The 25,533-nt window shown below is 36.9% G+C and carries 24 protein-coding genes; 11 read left to right on the top strand and 13 right to left on the bottom strand.

The genetic code is table 11. The annotated features are described in order from the left end of the window. Positions 1 to 19: 19 nt before the first annotated feature. From CC92_RS0112485 to CC92_RS22200, 3 genes are all read right to left on the bottom strand, one after another. A complete protein-coding gene (locus CC92_RS0112485) occupies positions 20 to 250 on the bottom strand; it encodes a hypothetical protein (RefSeq protein ID WP_029502574.1) in 231 nt (76 codons plus the stop codon). Positions 251 to 390: 140 nt separating this feature from the next. Continuing rightward, on the bottom strand, positions 391 to 1,101 hold the full coding sequence (locus CC92_RS21690; protein WP_051650681.1) for a helix-turn-helix domain-containing protein: 711 nt from the start codon (positions 1,099 to 1,101) through the stop codon (positions 391 to 393). A 288-nt stretch (positions 1,102 to 1,389) separates the two neighbouring features. Then, positions 1,390 to 2,289, bottom strand: a complete 900-nt coding sequence (locus CC92_RS22200) for a response regulator (protein ID WP_081841828.1) — start codon at positions 2,287 to 2,289, stop codon at positions 1,390 to 1,392. 386 nt (positions 2,290 to 2,675) lie between these two features. On the opposite strand from CC92_RS22200, the gene CC92_RS0112465 reads away from it, so the two are divergent. Further along, a complete protein-coding gene (locus tag CC92_RS0112465; protein WP_031420382.1) occupies positions 2,676 to 3,194 on the top strand; it encodes a QueT transporter family protein in 519 nt (172 codons plus the stop codon). 500 nt (positions 3,195 to 3,694) lie between these two features. Here CC92_RS0112465 and asnS read toward each other — a convergent pair whose 3' ends face one another. Beyond that, positions 3,695 to 5,086, bottom strand: a complete 1,392-nt coding sequence (asnS, locus tag CC92_RS0112460; RefSeq protein ID WP_029502578.1) for an asparagine--tRNA ligase — start codon at positions 5,084 to 5,086, stop codon at positions 3,695 to 3,697. Between the two features lie 657 nt (positions 5,087 to 5,743). Here asnS and CC92_RS0112455 point away from each other — a divergent pair. From CC92_RS0112455 to CC92_RS0112415, 9 genes are all read left to right on the top strand, one after another. Then, complete coding sequence (locus tag CC92_RS0112455; protein ID WP_029502579.1) at positions 5,744 to 6,583, top strand: DegV family protein; 840 nt, start codon at positions 5,744 to 5,746, stop codon at positions 6,581 to 6,583. A 104-nt stretch (positions 6,584 to 6,687) separates the two neighbouring features. Continuing rightward, on the top strand, positions 6,688 to 6,930 hold the full coding sequence (locus CC92_RS0112450; protein ID WP_029502580.1) for a (2Fe-2S) ferredoxin domain-containing protein: 243 nt from the start codon (positions 6,688 to 6,690) through the stop codon (positions 6,928 to 6,930). Next, entirely contained in the window at positions 6,930 to 8,663 is a 1,734-nt protein-coding gene (locus CC92_RS0112445; RefSeq protein ID WP_029502581.1) for a [Fe-Fe] hydrogenase large subunit C-terminal domain-containing protein, read from the top strand. Before CC92_RS0112450 ends, CC92_RS0112445 begins: the two co-directional genes overlap by 1 nt. A 68-nt stretch (positions 8,664 to 8,731) precedes the next feature. Continuing rightward, a complete protein-coding gene (locus tag CC92_RS0112440) occupies positions 8,732 to 9,904 on the top strand; it encodes a SpoIIE family protein phosphatase (RefSeq protein WP_029502582.1) in 1,173 nt (390 codons plus the stop codon). Between the two features lie 46 nt (positions 9,905 to 9,950). Next, positions 9,951 to 11,405 carry a 4Fe-4S dicluster domain-containing protein gene (locus CC92_RS0112435; RefSeq protein WP_029502583.1) on the top strand — a complete coding sequence of 485 codons (1,455 nt, stop codon included), beginning with the start codon at positions 9,951 to 9,953 and terminating at the stop codon, positions 11,403 to 11,405. Between the two features lie 636 nt (positions 11,406 to 12,041). Beyond that, complete coding sequence (locus tag CC92_RS0112430) at positions 12,042 to 12,527, top strand: complex I 24 kDa subunit family protein (protein ID WP_029502584.1); 486 nt, start codon at positions 12,042 to 12,044, stop codon at positions 12,525 to 12,527. Continuing rightward, the gene (locus CC92_RS0112425; RefSeq protein WP_029502585.1) at positions 12,521 to 14,407 is read left to right on the top strand and encodes an NADH-ubiquinone oxidoreductase-F iron-sulfur binding region domain-containing protein; all 1,887 of its coding nucleotides are present in this window, start codon (positions 12,521 to 12,523) and stop codon (positions 14,405 to 14,407) included. Before CC92_RS0112430 ends, CC92_RS0112425 begins: the two co-directional genes overlap by 7 nt. 17 nt (positions 14,408 to 14,424) lie before the next feature. Continuing rightward, positions 14,425 to 16,125, top strand: coding sequence for a [FeFe] hydrogenase, group A (locus CC92_RS0112420; RefSeq protein WP_029502586.1), 1,701 nt, complete (start codon positions 14,425 to 14,427; stop codon positions 16,123 to 16,125). A 23-nt stretch (positions 16,126 to 16,148) separates the two neighbouring features. Continuing rightward, on the top strand, positions 16,149 to 16,409 hold the full coding sequence (locus CC92_RS0112415) for a (2Fe-2S) ferredoxin domain-containing protein (protein WP_029502587.1): 261 nt from the start codon (positions 16,149 to 16,151) through the stop codon (positions 16,407 to 16,409). Positions 16,410 to 16,623: 214 nt separating this feature from the next. Here CC92_RS0112415 and CC92_RS0112410 read toward each other — a convergent pair whose 3' ends face one another. From CC92_RS0112410 to CC92_RS0112395, 4 genes are all read right to left on the bottom strand, one after another. After that, on the bottom strand, positions 16,624 to 17,604 hold the full coding sequence (locus CC92_RS0112410) for an anthrax toxin lethal factor-related metalloendopeptidase (RefSeq protein ID WP_029502588.1): 981 nt from the start codon (positions 17,602 to 17,604) through the stop codon (positions 16,624 to 16,626). A 10-nt stretch (positions 17,605 to 17,614) separates the two neighbouring features. Next, positions 17,615 to 18,607 (bottom strand): glycosyl hydrolase, encoded by a 993-nt coding sequence (locus CC92_RS0112405; protein ID WP_029502589.1) that lies wholly within the window; start codon positions 18,605 to 18,607, stop codon positions 17,615 to 17,617. A 96-nt stretch (positions 18,608 to 18,703) separates the two neighbouring features. After that, the gene (locus CC92_RS0112400; protein ID WP_029502590.1) at positions 18,704 to 19,726 is read right to left on the bottom strand and encodes a D-alanine--D-alanine ligase family protein; all 1,023 of its coding nucleotides are present in this window, start codon (positions 19,724 to 19,726) and stop codon (positions 18,704 to 18,706) included. A 177-nt stretch (positions 19,727 to 19,903) separates the two neighbouring features. Then, a complete protein-coding gene (locus CC92_RS0112395) occupies positions 19,904 to 20,749 on the bottom strand; it encodes a MerR family transcriptional regulator (RefSeq protein WP_029502591.1) in 846 nt (281 codons plus the stop codon). A gap of 160 nt (positions 20,750 to 20,909) precedes the next feature. On the opposite strand from CC92_RS0112395, the gene CC92_RS0112390 reads away from it, so the two are divergent. Next, positions 20,910 to 21,536: a GNAT family N-acetyltransferase gene (locus CC92_RS0112390; RefSeq protein ID WP_029502592.1), complete on the top strand. Its 627-nt coding sequence runs from the start codon at positions 20,910 to 20,912 to the stop codon at positions 21,534 to 21,536. 114 nt (positions 21,537 to 21,650) lie between these two features. On the opposite strand, the gene CC92_RS0112385 is transcribed toward CC92_RS0112390, so the two are convergent. From CC92_RS0112385 to CC92_RS0112365, 5 genes are all read right to left on the bottom strand, one after another. Beyond that, complete coding sequence (locus tag CC92_RS0112385; RefSeq protein ID WP_029502593.1) at positions 21,651 to 22,268, bottom strand: flavin reductase; 618 nt, start codon at positions 22,266 to 22,268, stop codon at positions 21,651 to 21,653. 11 nt (positions 22,269 to 22,279) lie between these two features. Further along, positions 22,280 to 22,603, bottom strand: a complete 324-nt coding sequence (locus CC92_RS0112380) for a DUF1540 domain-containing protein (protein ID WP_029502594.1) — start codon at positions 22,601 to 22,603, stop codon at positions 22,280 to 22,282. 70 nt (positions 22,604 to 22,673) lie between these two features. Continuing rightward, entirely contained in the window at positions 22,674 to 23,219 is a 546-nt protein-coding gene (locus CC92_RS0112375) for an NADH peroxidase (protein WP_029502595.1), read from the bottom strand. A 264-nt stretch (positions 23,220 to 23,483) separates the two neighbouring features. Then, positions 23,484 to 24,113: a response regulator gene (locus CC92_RS0112370; RefSeq protein ID WP_029502596.1), complete on the bottom strand. Its 630-nt coding sequence runs from the start codon at positions 24,111 to 24,113 to the stop codon at positions 23,484 to 23,486. A 47-nt stretch (positions 24,114 to 24,160) separates the two neighbouring features. Beyond that, positions 24,161 to 25,288: a sensor histidine kinase gene (locus tag CC92_RS0112365; RefSeq protein WP_029502597.1), complete on the bottom strand. Its 1,128-nt coding sequence runs from the start codon at positions 25,286 to 25,288 to the stop codon at positions 24,161 to 24,163. Between the last annotated feature and the right edge of the window lie 245 nt (positions 25,289 to 25,533).

The following is a 25,533-nucleotide window of genomic DNA, read 5'->3' as shown; positions in this document are numbered from 1 at the left end:
CCATTTGCTTTCTATACACTTAAGGAAGTAGCCTATTACAATTCGCTATCCCTTCCTTAACCATAATATCACTGATTTCCATTATGGTATTATCCGTTTTTAACAACTTTTTTATCTTGGTATGTACAAAATCGTATTTTCCAACAAGTTCCATAATAACATAAATACCTGCACTCTTACAGGTTTTTATGTAGCACATTATAAAGTCAAGATCACCAGTATAATAATAGTTGTTATTTCTTCTTTTCATACGACAAGAAAAAGCTCGCTTCGCGGACTTTTCCCTGTCATGAATAAAAAGAGCCAGAAAATAGATGCATACATATTTTCTGACTCAGTATAATCTAAAAACTTCTTTCTAATTTGCTTACATCAAAAGACCTATTATTATCACATCAACATCTTCGAATTGATTTTCGTTACCTTTCCAGTATTCCTAATTCTAAACATTAATTGTAATCCTACCATTATAGCAATAACAATTGATAAAATGGTTTGCATCATAGGATTTTCCCAGGATAGAGCTTCTGACACCATCGTTACAAGCAGAGCAGATGGCGAAAGCAACCAAAACCAAAGTTCATATTTCATAAATTGATTTCTTATTAATATTGAATTTTCCTTACTCGCTGAGGTCTTGCTATGAAACTCTATCTCACTTTTCATTCTGAAATAAAATACCATAAACACTGTTACACTACATATTTCAAACCAACACCCAAACAAGAAAGCTGCTACCGCTGAAGTTTCTCTAAGCATAAATAATGGAGTAATATTGCCTGCAAGTGCAAAGAAAATCGATAGGCAAGCCATGACCTTAAACCAAAAAATGCTTCGATGTACGGTATAGCTGTCCTCCATCCCGTATTCCTTCTTATTATCGATTTTATCAATCAATTCTCCTTTTAAAAGCTCATCTACCGTTATTCCCAATATCTCAGCAAGTATCGGTAACGTCGTAACATCCGGCATCCCCTGTCCCGTTTCCCACTTTGAGATTGCCTTGTTTGTTAATCCTAGCTCGTCAGCAAGCTGTTGCTGTGTAAGTCCCCTTACTTTTCTGCGAACGGCTATAAATCTTCCAATCGTTTCTGTATCCATTCCTAATTACCTCCTTCTATTGTTAGGTAAATATTACTACACTTGTTGTATTATATATACAAACGGTGTGTTCTAAATTGTCTACTTAACGTGGAGTTTAGATAGGCCTTAGTATCTTATTGCCCATGAAAGTACTGAATTTTATTACATCGTGTTTTATCCCAGATAAATATAAAATGGGTACTAGCAGTAAAAGAAGATACCCCTGCAAAAGCATATTAATTTCTCTTACAGGGGATTTACGTATTACTAATTGAAATATTATTATGTATTATTATTTTGCTTTCATCATTTGTTAAGCAATAATTTTAAAACCAGATCAACCGCTTCACTCGAATCATCGGTTGACCCTTGTGCACCATGTTTCTCTGCTTCAAATCTATGCTCTGACCTACTTCCATCAGATGAGAATATGACATATGGAACGTTATTACCATTATCTCTGATTTGTTTTAACAGAACATATCCCTCTCGTGGACCCTCTTTTCTCCCCATATCAGATATTATTAATGCATAATCATTGTTCTCAATTTGGTTTAATGCTTTATCTGTAGATAGTGCCAAATCAAATTTTAAACCATAATTTTCAAAAATATGTCTCAAGTAAATATTATTTTCCGGACAATCGTCAACCCAAAGAATCAGTTTACTTCCCTTCGTCTGACTAAACTTCTTCCCATGAATTATACTATCCATATACAATTCCAAGTTTCCACGAAATGCATTTTCAAGAGCATTTTCATCTTGTACGGTAAAAAATAATCCACCTTTCTTATGTTTCTCCTTAAAAGCTTGAATTTTACTATACTGCTCTTGGTCGATTTTTGACGGTTGTATTGGCTTGTCAAGAAAATATAAAAATACTTGTTTGCCATCCTTTAGCATTTTTTCAATTTCTTCTTCCGTGCCAGAACCATAATCTTCTGTTTCTGTTCCAAATCTTGTCCAGAAAACTGCAATGGCAATATCAGCTTTTTCAACAATTTGTTTATCTAATAATTTTTGAGGATGTGCTCCAAACTGAGGAAAAGAATTGTTTGTCCAGCTGATTGTGCGTAATACTATATCATTTTCACGTCCGTAAAAGTTATTAAATTTACTCACAGCATTTTCAATTTTTTCTACAAATTGTGATACATCACCAGGACAGGATATTAAAAGGTCATAAGCAGTAACTGTTCTAGCCATCTATTCTCCCTCCTTTCATAGAAAGATATCATCATGTCTAATTTCATTTTTCATAACTTCCTTATATTCTATAGAATACACTGTTTAGGAAATTTCTCATACCGATATGCTTATAAGAACTCCAAGATTGATCCTGACACCTTATACTTATTTTTCTTATTGTTTTGTGATTATTATACAAAATTTGCTAATACATAGCAATGAAATATTTCTGCAAAAGGAGTCTTTCATCCTATTATTAAATTACAACTGTGTAATACTTGCTTTTTCTTAGCCTATGAGTTATTATATTACATGCTAAAACCCCATAAAAACAAGGTCTATACCAATGGGTAATCGTGTGTTCGAGACCTTCCACACGTAAAACAAAACTAAAGGAGATTTTTATGAAAAACAAAACACTTTATTTCTTGCTGCATTCTGCGATGATTGCGGCCATTTATGTTGTGCTGGTTTTATTATTTCAACCAATCAGCGTCTCTTATATTCAAGTGCGTTTTGCAGAAGCCCTGACGATTCTTCCATTCTTTACTCCGGCAGCGATACCGGGAGTTACGATTGGTTGTTTGCTAGGTAATATTATTGCAGGATGCGATATTCTTGATATTGTCTTCGGGACTCTTGCTACCTTACTTGGAGCAATCGGTTCTTATTCCTTACGAAGATACAAGTTCCTTGTTCCAATTCCTCCAATAGTCGCTAATACGATTATCATCCCTTGGATTCTACGTTTTGCTTATGGCGAAGCTATGTCAATTCCTTTTATGATGTTAACGGTTGGTATTGGTGAAGTTATTTCTTGTGGGGTTATAGGTATCATATTATTATATTGCTTAAAACCATATAAGAAAATCTTTTATATTCCTGGATTTGCAAAAGAAAAAAATAAATATGACATTGTATAATATAACTTATGAGAAGCTGCGAAGCAGGTTCTCATAAAAGGTGCGGCCTTTGCACCGTCAATCGATTATAGAAACTGATTTTGGTCTTTAATAAGATAATTCACTGGTTTTAAATAAGCGATTTGTATCCTAAATAATTAGGATTATTATTTTCTTCAAAAACATCCCTCTCGGTTAAGGTCTTCGAGAGGGATGTTTTGATTTCTCCTAGGATACTCCATAGAATCTTGGAAGCAGCTATCAAGTACTAGAAGTTCCTATGAGTTATTAGTTCATTATAATGATAAGAGTTCAATGAATTCATAATTTCAAATGTTGGTTTATATATAGTACATACATTACCATCTCTGCTTTCCATATAGTTATGCCTGAAACAAGGAAAAGCTCGCGCGGCGAGCTTTTCCTTGTCAGGTATCAGAGTTAACATGCTTTTTCTTTTGCATTCTTATTTTTGATACTAGTATATTTAGATCGTATTACCATTAACCTTGATACGATTTTTATAAATCACAGTTATTCACTGTTCTTGGGAATGGAATAACATCACGAATGTTACCCATACCTGTTAAATACATGACGCAGCGCTCGAAACCAAGACCAAATCCTGCGTGTCTTGCTGATCCATATTTTCTTAAATCAAGATAGAAATCATAATCTTCTTCGTTTAAGTTGCTTTCTTTCATCTTTGCAACTAACTTGTCATAATCATCCTCTCTTTGGCTACCACCGATAATTTCACCGATACCAGGAACTAAGAGATCCATTGCTGCAACGGTTTTATTATCTTCATTTAACTTCATATAAAATGCCTTGATTTCCTTTGGATAGTCAGTAACAAACACTGGCTTCTTAAATACCTGTTCTGTTAAGTAGCGCTCATGCTCTGTCTGTAAATCACAACCCCAGGATACCTTATATTCAAATTTATCGTTGTTCTTCTCTAAGATATCAATAGCCTCTGTATAGGTTATATGACCAAATTCTGAGTTAGCAACGTGTTGTAATCTCTCAAGTAATCCCTGATCTACAAAAGAATTGAAGAAGTTCATCTCTTCTGGTGCATGCTCTAATACATACTTGATTACATATTTAAGCATAGACTCTGCTAAGATCATGTCATCCTTTAAGTCAGCAAATGCGATTTCCGGCTCGATCATCCAGAACTCTGCGGCATGTCTTGTTGTATTCGAATTTTCTGCACGGAAAGTAGGTCCAAAGGTATAGATGTTTTTAAATGCCATCGCATAAGTCTCACCATTTAACTGGCCACTTACGGTTAAATTGGTTGGCTTATTAAAGAAATCCTGATCAAAATCAACCTTACCCTCTTTTGTCTTAGGTATATTGTTTAGATCAAGAGTAGTTACTTGGAACATCTCACCAGCACCCTCACAGTCACTTCCAGTGATTAATGGTGTATGAACATAGACGAAATCTCTCTCCTGAAAAAACTTATGAATTGCATAAGCAACAAGAGAACGAACACGGAATACTGCTTGGAACGTATTTGTTCTTGGTCGAAGATGTGTCATCGTTCTTAAAAATTCTAAGGAGTGTCTCTTCTTTTGAAGTGGGTAATCGGATGTAGAAGCCCCCTCTAAGAGTACCTCCTCTGCCTGAACTTCAAATGGCTGTTTTGCATCTGGAGTAGCAACAAGTGTACCGGTTACAACAACTGCAGAACCTACATTGAATTTGGAGATTTCTGCAAAATTACTTAGCTTGTCCGTATAAACAATCTGTAAGGTTTCAAAAAATGTACCATCACTCATAACGATAAATCCAAATGTTTTTGTGTCTCTGACGCTGCGTACCCAGCCGCCGACTGTTATTTTCTTTCCTAGATATTGTTCCTTGTTACGAAACAGTTCTCTTACTTGTACAAGTTCCATCTCTATTTCTCCTTTCCTATATCCCATTCTTTTTCTCTGTTTTCACTCCACTACATCCCCCTTATTTTGCTTAACAAAATCTCAGTTATGCTAATGAAAGGTTTGACTCTTGTGCTCCTGCAAGTTCCGTTTTCTTTATTCTTAACAAATGAGGTAACTTCATACCCCTCTTGTTTTATTTCTTGGCATTAACCAATTCCTTTTTTAAGAAAGCGTGTCTTATTTGCCTCTATAACTTAAGCATAAGACTTACCCATTGATTCAGTGGTTGAAATATTCTTTATAAAAGATAGCTCTATTATAGTATGAGAACCCTTACGATTTCAATAGCACCACACAAAATACTTCTTAATTTTATATATTTTTCAATAGATTTAAACAATATTTCTTTAAAATAGGGTAAACAAGATAGAGGCATCCTGAATTTTTAAGAGAAACACACTGATTTTCATCGTTTACTTTTTATTATTTATGACTTTCCATATCGTTTTAGCTCCGTTCCAAATTCTTTATAAATATTTTAAATAATCTTCTTTGCATATTTCGACACTTTTCGATATAATGAGCAAGACTCATACAATGAAAAGCACGCTTTACGAACTTCTCATTGTCATTATGAATAAGGTATGGAGAAATCCATCACATAGAAAGGAACTCATGATCAGAATAATTTCAGACACATCTACTCTATACTCCGTTAGCGAGGCAGAAGAAAAAGGAATCTATGTTTCTCCTTTAGCAGTAACTATTAATGATAAAACCTATGAAGAGTTTGAGGAGATACAAACAGAGGAATTCGTTGAATTAATTCATCAAGGACACATTCCTCTATCCTCACAACCTGCAATAGGAAGAGTCGTAGACCTTTATAATCGTTTTCCAGAAGATGAGATTCTAAACATCACGATGGCAGATGGATTATCCGGCACCTATCAGTCTGCTCTATTAGCAAAAAATATGGTCGATGACAGCGAACGAATTACTGTCCTAAATTCAAAGACACTCTGCGGACCTCACAGAACACTTGTAGAGCATGCAAAACGTCTGGCAGATCAAAATCATACTGTTTCAGAAATCGTAGTTAAACTTGAAAAGATGATTGCAAGCTCCCGCTCTTTCCTAATTCCACAAGATTTTGATTATCTTAGAAGAGGCGGCAGATTAAGCCATCTTGCAGCATTTGTTGGTAAAACCATTCATCTTGTTCCTGTAATGACCTTAACGAAAGATGGTAAACAGATCTGTAACTTTTCAATTAAGCGTAGTTTTACAAAAGCGATTCTTGAAATTATTCGAAGTCTTGAGGAGGATAAGGTAGGGGAAGATCATAAACTTTATATTTCCCATTCCCTTGCACCTTCCCTTGCTAAAACAGCGAGTGAATTATTAAAAGCTGCTTTCCCTCATTCTGACATATTAATACACAAATTAAGCCCAGCTTTTACAACACAGGGAGGCCCTTTCTGTATTGCAATTCAATCACTTAGCATGGCGTAAGAAACCATGCTAAGCTTCTTAAGAAAACTTGTATCCCTTCAAAAAAAGTGCTATAATAAACATAGTTTGTTAAATTTTTAGCACACATTATAAGGAGGTACGGTATGGTAGTTACAATATGTGTTGGGAGCTCCTGTCATCTAAAAGGCTCCAGAGAGATAATAACGAGACTGGAAACCTTAATTTCTGAGTATAAACTAAAAAATCAAGTCGAACTAAACGGAGCATTTTGCATGGGGCAATGTGTAAAGGGGGTTTGTGTAAAGCTAGATGGTGAGCTATTTTCTCTGTCTCCTAAGGATACGGATAGTTTCTTTCACGGAGAGGTTTTAAGGAGGCTTACATAATGAATGTGATTGGATTTAAAGAAGCAAAATGTAAAAACTGTTATAAGTGCGTGCGTAACTGTGATGTAAAAGCCATCACAGTAAAGGATGCTCAAGCTTATATTATGAATGATAAATGCATTCTGTGTGGACACTGTCTAGAGGTATGCCCACAAAATGCCAAAACCTTAATCAGTGATTTAGAACGTGTAAAAGAATATATAAAAGAGGGACACCAAACTATCATTTCTCTTGCACCTGCTTACCTTGGCGTATTAAAGTACAACACTCCTGGACAGGTGATCAGCGCTTTATTAAAGTTAGGCTTCACTGCAGTAAGAGAAACCGCAGAAGGTGCGGCTTATGTAACGAGAGAATATGATAAATTAATAGCAGCAGGGGAGATGGAGAATATCATTACTACTTGCTGTCCTAGTCTGAATGATCTCGTAGAGATTTATTATCCCTCTCTAACGAAATATCTTGCGCCAGTTATCTCTCCTATGATTGCTCACGGAAAGATTATACGAGAAGAATACGGACCTAATGTAAAAGTAGTATTTCTTGGCCCTTGTATTTCAAAAAAAAGAGAAGCAGAAAGTGATCCAAGAACGGTTGGTATCATTGATGCTGTTATTAACTTTAAGGAACTAGAAGAATGGTTATTAGAAGAAGGAATTGATATCCTAGAACAGCCAGATACCCCTCCTAGTAACCCAAATCCACTCGTTAACCGCCTCTATCCAATCAGCAGTGGTGTCCTTTCTTCTGTCGTAGCCTCCAGAAATACGTCTGACCGTTATCGTAAATTTTATGTCCATGGTATTAAAAACTGCATAGATTTACTGGAAAGTATGAACCGCGGAGAGGTAACTGGCTGCTTTATTGAAGCTAATATCTGCAACGGTGGCTGTATTAAAGGTCCTGCAATTGACCGCGCACGTATCTCTCGATTTAAAGTAAAACTTGATATGGAGGAATCCATCCCTAAGACACCAATTAAGGACGAGGATTTTTATGCAAAGTTTCCAATACTTTTAGAGAAACATTTTTTTGATCGTTCTCCAAAAGATCCAGTTCCGACCGAAGAAGAAATTATGCAAATACTTAGAAAAATAGGAAAAACAAAAACAGAAGATATGTTAAACTGCGGTGCTTGTGGTTATGCTACTTGCCGTGATAAAGCAATCGCTGTTTATCAAGGGAAGGCAGAGCTTAATATGTGTATCCCATATATGCACGAACGTGCACAATCCATGGCAAACTTCGTTCTTGATACGACACCAAACATTATTATTATCGTGGATGCGGAGATGAAAATCATGGAATTTTCTGCTGCTGCTGAAAAATACTTTGGTACTCCTCGCTCTGTTGCAAAAGAAATGTATCTTTATGAATTTATTGACCATAGTAATTTTCAGGCAGTTCTGGAAACACACAAAGACATCATAGGTAAAAGAGTGATTTACGAAGATCGAAACCTTGCAACTTTACAAACTATTGTATACTCCAAGGAACAAAACTGCGTTCTTGGTATCTTTCAAGATATCTCACATCAAGAGCAACTTGATCGTCAAGCCTATATAATGAAGGTGGAAACTATCGAGATGGCACAACGGGTTATCGATAAGCAGATGAAAGTTGCACAAGAGATTGCAGGCTTACTTGGAGAAACCACAGCAGAAACCAAAGTCACCTTAACAAAACTACGAGATACCATACTAAACGATGGAAAACCTTATGATAGTATCTAAAGGTTGGAAAGACACGCTTTTCATTCTTTAAAATTAACATCCGCTAAAGCGGACAGAGGAGAGTTCACATGAGTGTAACAGTCGATGTCTCTTATAAGAGTCTTAATAAGAACCAGGAAGAACTCTGCGGAGACAAAGTTGAGATATTAAAAACAAAGGATTCTAATATAATCATTCTTGCTGACGGTATGGGAAGCGGCGTAAAAGCAAATATCCTCGCTACCCTAACCTCAAAGATCCTCGGAACCATGTTTTTAAATGGCGCTGGAATTGAAGAATGCGTCCAAACAATCGTTAAAACCTTACCAGTATGTCAGGTAAGACAGGTTGCCTACTCTACTTTTAGCATTCTTCAGATATTTGAATCTGGTGATGCTTATTTAGTAGAATTTGATAACCCTGAATGCGTATTTATTCGTGATGGTGCACTATTGACAGTGCCATATAAAGAACGTATGATAGAAGGTAAGTGCATTCGTGAGTACCGCTTTAAGGTTGCCTTAAATGACTGTTTTATTCTAATGAGTGATGGAGTAATTCATGCAGGTGTAGGAAAAGCCTTAAACTTTGGCTGGACCTGGCAAAACATGGCAGAATACTCTGTAAAGGCAACTAACTCAACCCTCTCTGCATCGCGTTTGGCTTCTATCCTTAGTAAAGCCTGCGATGATTTGTATATGCAATCACCAGGTGATGATACTACGGTTGCGGTAGCCAGAGTCATTGACTCAAAACCAGTGCATTTATTTACCGGTCCCCCATTAAATCCGGTAGATGATATGGCAGCGGTTCAGGCATTCTTAGAAGGGAATGCAAAACGAATCGTGAGCGGAGGTACTTCAGCAAATATCGTAGCACGAGTTTTAGACCGTCCGATACACACTTCCTTAAATTATACCGATCCAAATCTGCCTCCAATTGCATATATTGAAGGCATTGATTTAGTTACGGAAGGTGTATTAACGCTCACGCGTGCCCTTAAGCTTATGCGACAATATGTAGAAGAAGAAGTGAATGAAGACTTCTTCTTAGAGTTAGATAAGGATAATGGCGGATCTAAAATTGCCAAAATGATTATTGAGGACTGTACAGATCTTCATCTTTTTGTTGGGCGTACCATGAACGAAGCGCATCAAAACCCTAGTCTTCCTTTTGATTTAAGTATTCGTATGAATCTAGTATCCCAGATTATTGATACCGTACGTAAGATGGGAAAGGAAGCTTTTGTGAAGTATTATTAATTTATTGTGACCGCGAAAATCGGTCTGGAAAGGTAAGGAACTACATATGTTACAAACAGATAATGACATCGGAACCATTAAACACGAGGTACTCTTTGAGGTTGCTAAGCTAGCATTCCATAAGGAATTAGCAGAAAAAGAAGACGTTCTTCCTTTTGAGATGATCCCAGGACCACAAGCTAATTTTAGATGTTGTATCTACAAAGAACGTGAAATCATCCGTCAAAGAATTCGACTAGCACAAGGAAAATCCCCATCCTTAAGTCAGGATAACAGCAACATCGTACAAGTCATCTCCTCTGCATGTGAAGAATGTCCAATTACTCGATTTCTTGTAACAGACAACTGTCAAAAATGTATGGGAAAACGCTGTCAGAAAGCTTGTAATTTTCAAGCAATTTCTATGTCTCACGACCGTGCTCATATCGATCCTGCAAAATGTAAAGAATGTGGAAAATGTGCCCAGGCTTGTCCATACAATGCGATTGCCGATTTAAAGCGCCCATGCAAAAAGAGTTGCCCTGTTGATGCAATCTCTATGGATGAGAACAATATTGTAGTCATTGATGAAGAAAAATGTATCAATTGCGGACAATGTATCAAGAACTGTCCATTTGGTGCCATCTCTGACCGTTCTTTTATGGTAGATGTCATTAATTTATTGAATTCAGAAAAAGAAGTCTATGCTATGATAGCACCTGCAATTGAAGGACAGTTTGGTGCAACTGCTTCCACTGGCGTTATCACAGAAGCATTAAAGCAGTTAGGATTTACTGGTGTTTACGAGGTTGCACTTGGTGCTGACTTAGTTGCCGCTTCGGAAGCAGAAGAATGGGCGGAAGCTTATAAAGAGGGTAAGAAGAAAACAACTTCCTGCTGTCCTGCCTTTGTTAAAATGATAAAAAAACATTACCCTAGCCTTGTAGACCATATTTCAAGCACCATTTCACCTATGCAGGCAACTGCCAAATACGTGAAAGCAATTCATAAAGATGCAATCACAGTCTTTATAGGACCTTGTATTGCAAAAAAAGGTGAAGTACTTGACCATATTGCAGAAGGTGGCACGGATTACGCTCTCACCTTTGATGAACTATATGCTATGCTACGTGCAAAAGAAATTAATCTAGCAACAATTGGCGAGAACATACAGCATGGAAGTATTTATGCTAAGAATTTTGCTGTTGCTGGTGGCGTTACTGCTTCTGTTGTGGAGGCTCTCAAAGAAAAGGGAATTGATGCTCCAATCTCAGTTGCTGGCTGTAATGGAGCTGCAGAATGTAAGAAGGCGCTCATGCTCTTAAAAGTTGGTAAATTCCCTCAAGACTTTATGGAAGGTATGTGCTGTGAGGGTGGCTGTGTCAATGGCCCTGGAAGTATTTTAACTGGAAGATTTGCAGAGCAAAATCGTTCGAAGCTATTAAGCACAGTAGACGATCGAAAGATTTATGATACCGTAGATTCCTGTGAGGAATTAAATATTCAAATGCACCGCCATTAATTCATTCGTTTCGATTTGCTTTACTTTCTGATCATTATAGGCAGATTTTAATTTATATTATTGTTTATTTATAATCAAAGAGACTTATACTATATGCTATGAGAAGTGATATTCTACTCCTACATTATTATGAGCCTCTTTGATTTTTTTTATTTTTTCTTAGCTTTACTTTATTTTAATGATTAGATTCATGAATATCTTATTACTCTATACTACTTTATTTCGAATTTAACCCATTCTTTTCTTGTTCATTTCATTAAAACATCCATATAATACAATTAGACATTAAGAAGTAAGTCCCTATTATCTTGTTACATTCTTGACAATATATGGAACAGAATTGGTTTCAATAATTTTATATATTTTGAATATTCTGGTATACTCTTTGTAAATTGTAAACAATAGATATGCAATAGATTAAATTATAGTGATTATTTTGTACATTTAATTTCATTATTTTTCTTGTATTTGTTAGTAAAGCATGTTAACATATCTTCTAGTTGATAATTTTTTATCAATCTTTTATCTTCAACAAGAAAAAGCACGCTTCGCGAACTTTTCCTTGTCATGAATTGGAATCAACCGACAGTAATCTGTCGCTTTTCAAAACGTATGGATTGAGAAAGGAGTTACCTTATGTTAGCGCAAGACGAAAAAGGGCTCATTGATAACATCCTCAAAGCCCATGACTATAATAAGTCACATGTAATTGCGATTATGCAGGAAGTACAGAAAGTATATCGCTACTTACCCGAGGAAGTTCTTTGTTACATAGCAGAAAAACTAAAGTTAAGCGAAGCAAAAATCTATGGTGTCGCAACCTTTTATGAAAACTTCTCTTTAGAACCAAAAGGAAAATACGTAATCAAGGTTTGTGACGGAACTGCATGTCATGTTAGAAAATCCATCCCTATCTTGGAGGAATTTCGTAAAGTTCTTGGTGTTACAGAGAAGAAACCAACGACAGATGACATGATGTTTACTGTGGAAACGGTATCTTGTCTTGGAGCATGCGGACTGGCGCCAGTATGTACCGTGAACGATGTCGTTCATGCTGCAATGACACCAGAAAAAGCTAAAACACTGATTGAACAGTTAAGAGAGGAGGCTCTCCAATGCTAATCAAAAACAGAGAAGAATTGGACGCGTTAAAAGTCCGTTACCAAAAGTCTCTTAAGAGCCAATACAAACAGATCCTTATCTGTGGTGGAACTGGCTGCGTAGCCGGAGGCTCCTTAAACATCTATGCACGCCTTCAAGAGCTTATCGAAGAAAGAGGAATTAATGTCTCCGTATCTCTAGAAGAGGAGCCTCATGAAGCTGTAGGTTTAAAAAAGAGTGGGTGCCATGGATTTTGTGAGATGGGACCTTTGCTTCGTATCGAACCTGCCGGAATTCTTTATATCAAGGTGAAGGTAGAAGATTGTGAAGATATTATAGAACATAGTATTTTAAAAGATGACGTGGTAGAAAGACTTCTATATAAAGATATCGTAGGTAATTCCTACCAAAAACAAGAAGAAATACCTTTTTATAAACAGCAAACGCGTGTTGCATTGGAACACTGTGGACATATTAATGCAGAATCTATCAACGAATACATAGCAATGGGAGGCTATCAGGCAGTAGCTAAGGCACTTTTTGATATGACCCCAGAATCTATTGTAGATGAAATCTCCGATTCCTGTCTACGTGGCCGTGGGGGCGGTGGCTTCCCAACAGGGAAAAAATGGGCACAAGTACTTCGCCAAACAGAAGAAACGAAATACGTAGTATGTAATGGTGATGAGGGTGATCCAGGTGCTTTCATGGATCGTAGTATGATGGAGGGTGATCCTCATCGTATGATAGAAGGTATGATTATTGCTGGAATTGCAACAAAAGCACATCATGGTTATATCTATGTTCGTGCAGAGTATCCTCTTGCGGTACACCGTTTAGAGACAGCAATTTTGCAAGCAACTACCTTAGGATTACTTGGTGGTAATATCTTAGGTTCTGGCTTTTCCTTCGATCTTAGAATCAGCCAAGGTGCAGGTGCTTTCGTTTGTGGAGAAGGATCGGCCTTAACCGCCTCCATCGAAGGTAACCGTGGCATGCCAAGAGTAAAGCCACCTAGAACCGTAGAAAAGGGATTGTTTGAAAAACCAACTGTATTAAATAACGTAGAGACCTTCTGTAATGTACCTTCTATCATCTTAAAAGGTGCCGACTGGTATAAAACATATGGTCCTGAAAAGAATCATGGAACAAAAGCTTTTGCATTAACAGGCAATGTTGTGAATACTGGTTTAATTGAAGTTCCAATGGGTACTACCCTCCGAAAAGTTATCTATGACATCGGTGGTGGCGTAAAGGGCGGCGAATTCAAAGCGGTTCAAATTGGCGGTCCCTCCGGAGGATGTCTTGTATTAAACGCAACCAATGACCATCTTGACATGCCTCTTGATTTCGATTCCTTAAAGAAAGTTGGTGCAATGATTGGCTCTGGCGGACTTGTTGTCATGAATGACAAGAGCTGTATGGTGGAAGTTGCTAGATTCTTCATGAACTTTACCCAAAATGAATCCTGTGGAAAATGTGTTCCATGCCGTGAAGGTACCAAACGAATGTTAGAGCTTTTAACCGACATTGTCGAAGGCAGAGGAACTCTGGAACACATTGATATGCTGGAAGAGTTAGCGGATACCATCTCTGCTACTGCTCTTTGTGGTCTTGGTAAAACTGCTGCGTCACCAGTTGTTTCTACAATCAAGTATTTTAGAGATGAGTATATCGCTCATGTTGTTGATAAAAAATGTCCTGCTGGCCAGTGCAAAGCATTAATATCCTTAAAGATCATTCCTGATCTTTGTAAAGGTTGCACTAAGTGTGCCAGATTATGCCCAGTTTCTGCAATCTCCGGTGAGGTTAAGAAGCCTCATACGATTGATACAAAGAAGTGTATCAAATGCGGTGCTTGTAAGGATAGCTGCAGCTTTAAAGCAATTATTGAGGAATAGGAGAAAGGAGAATAACGATGGCAAAATATATGATTATTGATGGCAACCGAGTAGAATTTAACGATGAGCCTAATATCCTTGCTTTAGTTCGTAAAGCTGGAATCGATCTTCCTACTTTCTGTTACTATTCTGATTTATCCATCTATGGGGCTTGCAGAATGTGTGTCGTAGAAGATCAATGGGGTGGCATTATTGCGTCCTGCTCCACGCCCCCAAAGGATAAGATGGAGGTTAAAACAAATACGCCAAAGCTACATCAACATAGAAAGATGATTCTAGAGTTATTACTTGCTGCACACTGTAGAGACTGTACCGTTTGTGACAAAAATGGAAAATGTCGTCTTCAAGAGTTAGCACTCCGCTTCGGTATTAAAACCGTTCGTTTTGAAAATAAGACGGAAGAGATGGAACTTGATACCTCATCAACCTCCATTATTCGTGATCCAGGCAAATGTATTCTCTGTGGGGACTGTGTTAGAATGTGTCATGAAATTCAGAATGTAGGTGCTATTGACTTTGCACACCGTGGTGCTAAAATGGTAGTAAGTCCTGCATTTAATAAAAAAATTGCTGAAACCAATTGTGTCAACTGTGGTCAATGTGCTGCTGTTTGTCCTACCGCTGCGATTACCGTAAAATCTGATTTAAAGGAAGTGTGGAAGGCAATCTACAATCCTAAGAAACGTGTTGTTGTTCAAGTTGCTCCTGCCGTTCGTGTAGCTCTTGGAGAAGAGTTTCATATGAAGGCTGGTGAGAATGTCATCGGAAAAATTGTAGCTGCACTTCGTAGATTAGGATTCGATGCAATTTTTGATACTACAGTTGGTGCAGACTTAACCATTATGGAGGAATCGAAGGAGTTATTAAAGAAGCTCGAGTCTGGTGATAGTAAATATCCACTCTTTACTTCTTGCTGTCCTGGCTGGATCCGCTACGCAGAGACACAGCATAAAGAATTACTACCATACATTTCAACCTGCAAATCTCCAATGGAGATGTTTGGTGCAGTAATAAAAGAACACTTTAAGGGACTTGATTCCTCAGAAGGTGTTGAAACGATTTCTGTTGCAATTATGCCATGTACCGCAAAGAAGTTTGAAGCATCCCGAGAAGAGTTTAAACGTAATAATGTTCCTGATGTAGACTATGTAATTACAACCATAGAACTCGTAAAGATGATTAAGGAAATCGGCATTCAGTTTGAAGAACTAGATCCAGAAGCTCCAGATATGCCATTCTCCTTATACTCTGGTGCCGGTGTTATCTTCGGTGTCACTGGTGGTGTCACAGAAGCTGCTGTTCGCCGTGTCGTCGCTGACAAAAGTCCAAAGGCCCTAAAAGATATCGAGTTCCTAGGTTTACGTGGTATGGAGGGAGTAAAGGTTTGTGAACTTCCTATGGAGGAATCCGTTGTCCGCATCGGCGTTGTCAGTGGTTTAGCAAATGCAGAAGCTTTAATTGAAAAGATTGAAAGCGGTGAAGAACATTTTGATTTTGTTGAAGTAATGGCATGCCCTGGTGGTTGTATAGCTGGTGCTGGTCAGCCATTTAGCCATAAAGAAGAGAAAAATGCCCGCGCAACTGGTATGTACAAAGCCGATAAGGTATCACAGATTAAGAGATGTGAGGAAAATCCTTTGATGCTCTCCTTGTACAACGGTTTGTTAAAACACCGTACTCATGAACTACTCCACGTATCCTATCGAAAGGAAGACTAATCTTCCAGAAATGAGGTATCCTTATGCTGATTAATATTTGTATTGGCAGTGCTTGCCATTTAAAAGGTTCCTACAACGTGATAACCGCAATGCAGCAACTCATGGAAGAAGACAGCTATGGCTCACAGATTGAATTAAAGTCCGTGTTTTGTCTCGGCCATTGTCAGTCGGGCGTTTCTGTTCAGATTGACGATGAACCTACCATTTACAGCGTTTCCAAAGATTCTGTAAAGGATTTCTACTATAATACTGTTATACCTAAGTTAAAGGAAAAAGAATTATAATAGGAAGCAAAATAAAGTTTCTCACCTATATCGCTTATGATATAACCAAGCAGCAAACTACTAATGTATAATCAAGATTCCCCTCCAGAATATTTAGTAATAATAGAATATCTGGAGGGTTTTATGTATCTATTTTTTACGAGTACTTTTTCTAGCCATGAAAAAAAAATTGGCCAGATTTACAACATCCTGGTCAATTCTTTTTGTAGCACGTCTATTCATACTTCTCTAGAAATTTTTCTATAAACGCATAGGATTTTGGTGCATTTGCTTTTGTTAATTCTGGATTGATAAAATAACTCTGAAAAGTCTCAGCAAAATACTCCGTTGGAGAGCTTGTAAAGTACTTAGATAAACCAGATGTTTGGCTCTCCTCATTATAAATATCATTAAAACCTTCCGAAAATGATTGATAGCTGTTTAAGGCATCGAGTGCATGACCTATCTCATGCAAGGTACAGGAATCTATTGAGAATTCGTCATTTTTAATATATATCCGCTTCTTATAATAAATCGTAAGCCCTATCGTGTTCTCAACTCCGCTATGATATACTTCTTCTAAACTTCTCGGAGTAATAATAAAGTACCACTTATCTTTATTTAGTGCTTCCAAAGCCTTCTCTGGTAACAGCCGTAAATACTCCATGGCTTGATCTGCCCATGTTTCACTAGCACCATCTTCTAACCAAACGGTATAACCCTCATATACCTTTTTTCTCTTTGGAAGTTCATAGATATCATAACTACCTGATTTTTCTACTTTTTGTTCTAATTCTTTGATATAGGTTTGATATTCATATAATGTTTCAGGGTTATACCCTAGAAAGTAATTATAGCTTTCCAGCGTTCTGTTCATATTGAGATTCTGATTTGTTATTTCGAGGATTTCCTCTGATTGTTCTAAGACCTGTTTTTTTAAGGATGACTGCTCACGAGCTAATTGATCCATTTTACTGATTAGATTCTCGTTTGTCGTCTTCAGCGTCTCATTTTCTAAGGTTAATCGATTATTTTCTTCCTCTAGCCCTTCTAACCTGCTAATCTCATTGTCACGTACCATAATCGCATCATAAGCAAATACTAATTGTTCACTATTATTATGAATAGTGTGATTTAAGTATAATAACGTGGCAATATTGGTTGTTGCTAGTATAAAAACTACAAGAAATAATATCAGAATCTTATTTTTTCTCATAACAAGCCCCCTAGATAATTGTTTGGCATTCGTATAGCTTTGGCAATTTATCAAGTGTTATCGCATAGGAATCATGATATGCTAAGCAGAGTTCTTCTTTTGAGGTGAACTGATCACTACCACCGAATTCGTTGGACCAAGTCATATAGTAAGACCATGGAATCCTACTACTTGATAGCTCCTTAACGCTTGGTATTGTTCCGATTTCTGCAAGGGCACAAAGCTTCTTTGTTGGTGTAATCTGAATCAGTTCCCTATATTCCCTTGCCCGGTCCGTATGCTCGTGAGCTGGTGGATATAAGTCCCGTGAAATAATATCAACGTACGCATCCCCCACATACCCCTCTATTTTAGGGCAGTTCCAAACCCATATTAAATTATCTAATTTATGTACGGTAACATAATGCTCATACATGAGCTGATATAATTTACTTGCTACCTTCATTCCTTTTGCACTCCACCAAAACCAGTTTCCTTCTGATTCATGGAAAGGACGCCACAATATTGGTATCTTAGCATCACGGAAAGGCTTTAAGTAACTTGCGATAACGTCCATATCGGAATAAAATGCAATACGCTCTTTGGAACCTTCCACTAATACTTTACTCGCATCGAAATCTGAGTTAACTGTATAAAAACCCTTGTTTTTGTTATAAAGTGGGGAAAACCAATGCCAAGTAAATGTGATTAACCCTCCGTATTTTTTAGCAAAAGTCATTGCTGTCTCTAATGTTCCTTCATTCTCACGGATTTCTTTTTTACATTCTTCATCACAGGAGTCATACGAAATATTTGGAGAATAACTGAGCAATTCAAATCCGCATAATGCCGGGAGTTTTCCTGTTATCTGTTCTATATAGTAAAGTTCCTTTTGCTCTCTTGTCTGTGTATGCTGGCCTGTTATTACTCCTCTTCCTGCCATATCATTTAGGTAATTCAGTACTGCAATAACTTCCTTGGATGCATTTGGATTACAAGGTAGAAGACTATTCTTTCTCTCCATGTGATTTCCTTCCTATCTTTTATTGTACGAGATTACTACATGAAACGCAATGACTTATATTATCGAAAGAAAATGCTTTATGTAATAAATATACTTTTATCCAAATAAAATTAATTCACATAACTCAGAATATGAGATTCCAATAGCTTCCGCCTCTTGCGGGAGTAAACTGGTCGGAGTCATACCTGGCAAAGTGTTCGCCTCCAGACAATAAAAGCTACCATCGTCTTTTAATAAAAAATCTACTCTGGAATAAAATCCGACTTGTAACACCTCATGGACTTTTAATGCTGCTTCTTGAATCTTTACACTTATTTCTTCCTCTAATTGTGCTGGACATACTTCAACCGTCATTCCTGATTGATATTTATTCGTATAATCGTAAAATCCCATCTTCGGTATAATCTCTATTAAAGGTAACGCTTGATGATTTAATATACCTACAGAGAATTCCCTTCCGACGATGAGTTCCTCGATTAGCACCTTATTCTCGTATCTTTTCGCATATTCAAGTGCCTTCCCTAATTCCTCCTGACTTCTTACTATCGATACACCAACACTGGAGCCACAGCTTAACGGTTTAATTACACACGGTACCATTAACGTTTTTTCTAATTGATGTTCCTTCGTTAGGTCTGCTACGATATAAGCTGGAGTTTTTATTTCATGCTCTTTCATTATAATTTTAGATAAGCCTTTATCCATAGCAAGTAGGCTTCCGATGTATCCACTTCCTGTATAGGAAATGCCATAGTTATCAAACATTGCCTGTAACTGACCATTTTCACCAATCGAACCATGCAATGCTAAAAATACTTTATCTGCATATTTGCATAATGACACCACATTTTCGCCAATTAGGCAAGCACCATTGCCAGAAGCCTCTTTCAGTTCGGCAAGGTTAGGCTCTTCTTTTGGTACTTGATACTGATATGGGTTTTGATCCTCTACTTTACGGAATAGGGAATCAAAATCAGTTACCTCCTTTATTCCTAAGTATAAATCGAGTAATAATACCTCGTGCCCCTTCTCCATCAGCGCATTTGCTATTTTACTTCCAGAACTTAATGATACCTCTCTTTCCGGACTTAATCCTCCGGCCAATACGATTACTTTCATCCCATACCCTTCCTATGAAATATTATTATTAAATCAGATTATACCACATAGCTGGAAATAGATAAATTTATTTTCTTGGCGTCTTAGTTATTAAAACTATACTATTTTCTTTATCTCTGTGCTCTGAACATACTATGCTTAAAATCAAAAGAGAATACTCCTGTATCATAAAGTATTTCATAGCAAAAATATTCCGTCATTTTCTTCATTCTTAATAGGAATTTCTATCTGCGTAATATACTGATCCATTGAATCAATGGTAAGTTCGTTTATCCCCATTTCATAAGCATAACCGCACAGTATTAAATGGTGTTCGTTTGCATAAGCCAATATTTCATTGTATTTTTGAGGAAGTTTGTCCCAACTACCTTGACAAAAGGCCCTCAAATAGTTTCCCTTTGGTTGCAGATGAAGACCTTCCCTGGAAGTCTGATTTGAAATTTTTATAAATAGATTGGAATAATCATCAAATTTTCCTTGATATAGACTGTCAACAGATATCATGGATCCATAAGTCGCATCACGCAGCCGGTGTAATTGTCGTTTTTTTGATTCTGCAATCACCATCTCAATTTCTTTTTCCAAGGACATATCTTTTGTCGTATTCATCACGATTAAACTTTGCTGTTCTTTTTCTATGATACTGATTTTAGATAGATCTATCTTAAGTAATGTAGATATGCCTTTCTTTTGATTGATCAAAGTTTTCCTGATTGCTTTCAGGCGAGAAATAGTCCTATCCAGTTCTTCCATCTTTTCTGTTAAGAGAATTTCCAAACTCTTTGCAGAACGATTTTCCATAAATACTTGTATTTCACTGATGGAAACATTCAATTCTCGCAACATTAAGATGGTTTCCAATGTGGAACTCTGGTGATAAGTATAATATCTGTACCCGTTATCTTTAATGACCGCTGGCTTAAACAACCCAACCTCATCATACCACATCAAAGTCTTTTTATTGATTTCATGTAAAGCTGCAAATTGACCGATTGTAAACAACGTATCTTTGTTATTTGACATTTTCAAATTCTCCTTGACTGTACAGTTACTGTACGGATTATCATATCATACAAGATAGATTACAACAAGAAGTTGACTCTATTCTACATTGATTTCTATTGTTTCTTTAGGAGGAGAACGAAGCGTCCTCTGACAAAAAATAAGAAAGGAGTAAGACTTTATGGCTGAGCAGATTATGTTAAGAGAATTTCAAAATAAGGACTCGAAAGAACTGGAGGATATTATTAGAGAAACGTGGAACTATGATCAATTTTGCAGTCCAAAAACTGCGGCAAAACTTGCAAAAGTTTTTCTAAACAGTTGCCTCGCAAACCAGACCTTTACACAGGTGGCTGTTGAGAATCAGATCCCTGTTGGTATCATAATGGGAAAAAACAGAGTTTCCTATCGATGTCCTTTGAAATTCCGCGTAAAATTAATTCTTTCTATTATCTCACTTTATCTGTCAAAAGAAGGGCGACATGTTTCCAAAATGTTTCAGAATGTAAATGATATAGATAAAGAGTTATTGGAAGACAGCAAAAAGAATTATCAAGGTGAAGTTGCTTTTTTTGCAATAAATTCAAAATGTCGTGGAAAGGGTTTAGGAAAAAAGTTGTTTCACTCTTTATTAGCTTATATGGAACGTGAAAATATCCATGAATTTTATTTATTCACAGATACGACCTGTAATTATCAATTTTACGAACATCAAGGTATGACTCGAAGATGTGAAAAAAGTCATTCTCTTACTATAAAAAATCAAAGAAGTGATATGAACTTCTTCCTGTATGAATATCAGTGGTAGGACATGGCGCTACAATTATGGTATCTGACTTTCTAACTAAAGATGGTGGTTACATGGGAGAATCAGTCAAAGCGGATATTCGCAATCCGCTTTGCTACTTGATTTCGTTAATTTTTATAGCTTACGAAAATAGCTAGCATCCTTTCCACAAACTGGACATATAAAATCATCTGGTAAATTTTCTGATTCTTCGATATATCCACACACTGTGCATTGATATCCCATGGTAGCCTCTTGATAAGAAGGCGCATTTTTCGGTGTAGAACCACCTTTTTTTAAGTGATAATCAGCATAGGTTAGAGGAGGGTCATCAGAAATTAAGTTTGCATCCGTAACCTCTCCAATACAAATTATATGACTTCCAACATCTAAGGTATCACATAATTTACAGGAAAACTGTGCTACAATACCTTCTACTGGGTAAGGATTATTATATTTGTCTTGCTGATAAGGTATCGTCTCAAACTTATTGGTATCTCTACTACTAAAAAAACCAAAGAGTTTAATTAACTCAAGTTCTACCTCTTCTTTGAGTACGACTGCACTAAACGTACCAGCTTCTTTGATTACCCTTAGCGTATCATTGTTTTTATTTAAAGCAATCGAAAGTTTCATTGGAGAGGAGGTAACTTGCTCGAGAGTATTAATAACACATCCCGCTTTATGCTCGTTTGCCGCCGCTGAAACTATAAAAACTCCATAACTTATTTTACGTAACGCCTTTGAATCCATGTTTTAACCTCTTAGGACAGCTTTTCAAAGCTTAAGCAATCTGTTTCGGTATAGAATTTCGTCTCACTGCTACCACCCACCTCAATCTTATTAAGGCTACAGTGGTCATCCTCATTGAATTTACAAGTTGCTACATTACATAGAATCTCCTTAGATGTCCCTCTCATTGATGTATACTCTGCTAAATTACTATAAACAGACCTATTTAAAAAGCTTGCACAGCAAGTAGATTCCTCACTGGTTGCCGCCTTTCCACCTACTTTAATGGTATTTGCGCAGCAAATGTGTTCTTGGTTATAAGAACAATTTGTTGCACCACACTTAACTTTAGACATAAGTTCCTCCATTCTAGCGCTTTAGCGCCTTTTCCATGTGTGCGAAAGTTTATCTCTTTCGCACTCTCTTTTACTTACTGAAATAGCGGTCTAACAACCCTTTAAATGCACATCCATGACGTGCCTCATCCTTTGCCATCTCATGTACAGAATCATGTATCGCATCGAGATTCTTACTCTTAGCAAGTGTTGCTAGTTTCTTCTTTCCTTCACAAGCTCCGTATTCCGCATCGACTCTGGCTGCTAAATTGTCTCTTGTACTTGCTTTTACAACCTCTCCTAACATCTCAGCAAAACGTGATGCATGGTCTGCTTCTTCATACGCAATTCTCCTATATGCTTCTGCAACCTCCGGATAACCTTCGCGATCTGCCTGCCTACTCATGGCAATGTACATACCAACTTCGGTACACTCTCCCATAAAATTAGCTCTAAGATCTTCTAAGATAGCATCTTCAACTCCTGATGAAACCCCTATCACATGCTCATCGGCCCATTGAAGTTCTCCGCTTTTTTCAATAAATTTACTACTATCCGCATTACAAATTGGACATTTGTCTGGTGCAGAATCACCATCATGAACATAGCCGCAAACACTACATACATACTTTTTCAATTCACATATCTCCTTTTCACATAATTTCCAGTAGTATTTGCTTAAGTTGTGGATTTTATTAGGAAATGTTTTAATAAATTACATTGGGTCTGATAATTTTAATAGAAAAATATTTATACATTGAAACATCTGCATTTGGTTCTATGTTTTTATTGTCGAAAGATTTGGGAAATGGCAGTAATAAAGTGCTACAAATGATCTACAGAAGGTAGACTGTTGTAACACCCACTTATCCCTATTGATATCACTAGGAACTTAATATCCTTATTTTTTCCCAGTTAGGTAATAAACTGCCAGTTGTGTACGATGAGAGAACCCTCCCTTTTCTAAGATCGTACTAATATGATTCTTTACTGTCCCCTCACTAATGAATAACTTTTTGGCAATTTCTTTATTGGATAACCCTTCGGCTACCGAAGCAATGATGTCAAGCTCTCTGGTGGTATACCCATTTGCATCAAAAACAGCATTCGAATTAAGACTACGGGAAGTAAACTTCTCAAATACTTTTTCATCTAGTACATTTACTCCGTTATAGATTGATTTAATCATTTGTTTTAATTTTTCCGGAGTGTGATTCTTGATTAAGTAACCTTTTGCTCCATTTTTTATTGATTGTTCTACTAACTCATCATCGTCAAACGTAGTCAGTATGAGTACCTTCCCAAGATTACGAAGTACGATTTCTTTCGTTGCTTCAATACCGTCCATTACTGGCATCTCAATATCCATCAGCACAACGTCCACAGCTCCCCCGGAGGCTAAATCTACTGCCTCCTTCCCATTCTTTGCACATCCTACTACCTCAAAATCAGCATCTACACTTAGAATAATACGCATACCCTCTCTTACAAAATCACTGTCATCCGCAATTATTACCTTGATAGGTTCCATATTCCCCTCTATTCTCGCTTACTGCGCTTTTTAAATAAATTACTCCCCTATGAAATTGGTAAAATCATATTAATAGAGAATCCTATTTGGGAGGTTACATCTAGAATCCCTTGTATTGCTCGAACCCGTTTCCTCATCCCCGAAATTCCCATTCCCTCTTTTATTTGCATACACCCTACGCCATCATCTTCTATGGTGCACCGTACAAGTTTATTTAAAACTACAATATTTATTGTAATATGCTTACAGTTTGCATATTTTAAGGCATTCGATACTGCCTCGAAGGAATTATCCAAAATGATTTCCCATATGTACTCTGGCACTGCCTTATTGTCTCCACTCACATTAACCTCAGCTTCTATGCTGTATTTTTTCTTGCACTCTTCACATAAGGTTGTAAGCTGAAGTAAAGCCATTTTCCGCTTGTCTGGTTTCTCTCTGCGAAGCAGTTGCCTTATTTCATCCATGCTTAATCTAAGGTTATCAATAACCGCTTGTAAAATTTCCTTTGCCTGATTGGTATCACTTGCTAGTAAGACCTTTGTTGCTTCTAACTGATATATTGAACCATTGATGCTATGCCCTAGTTTATCATGAAGCGCCTGAGACAAACGGCCTTTTTCTTCTAACAATTTATTTTCAAAATAGAGGCTATTTTCCACTAGCTCCTTTTTGAATCTATAACTTTGATGATCCATGGAAAACTTAAGCTTTTGCTCATTTAACTCATAGGAATGTATTAGCTCCTTATATTTATTGATTATTACATCATTTTGAATAAACAGTAGTATGCAAACTGAAGTAAATAATAGAAATACAGCCATATTACCAGAGTATACGAAGGCAACGAGGTATGCTCCAACATAGGATGGATATCTAACCCTTAGATTACCTAACACATTGAGCACTATAACAGGAAGAATGAGTGCATATTCTCTTCCAAACCAAGATATCATAACAATAACGAGAGCTACCTGTAACAGTAACAAAAAGATCTTATGCCTCTTAGTAATTCCCTGAGCAATTACCGCAGAGAATAAAAGTGCATAAATTACCCAAACTCCATACTGATTAAGAAGCTGGCTCTCCTGCTCAACGGCATGGTATAAAAAAACAGTTCCCAATAGGATAACCCTGATTAATACAAATTGATACCGAATGATATTCTTGTTCAATCCATGCACTCCCTTACTATTCAATGTTATTTATTCCCTATAATTCTTAGCATAATGAATTATAGTAATTCTGTCAAACTAGGAATCCTATTTTTAAATTTCTCTGTCTTTCACAAGCCAAAGCGGCTATTCGCCATCCACTACGCTATTACCTCATTACCGCTACGTGGCATTTTAAAACAGGTAAGTCCATACCTCCGCTTACAAAAGCGTGGGATTTCACTGATGAGGTTAGAAAATATATA

It is taken from the genome of Lachnoclostridium phytofermentans (assembly GCF_000733755.1).
Taxonomy (GTDB): Bacteria; Bacillota; Clostridia; order Lachnospirales; family Lachnospiraceae; genus Lachnoclostridium; species Lachnoclostridium phytofermentans_A.
The sequence above is the reverse complement of the archived record's forward strand: the minus strand, read 5'-3'. Positions and strand labels throughout refer to the sequence as shown.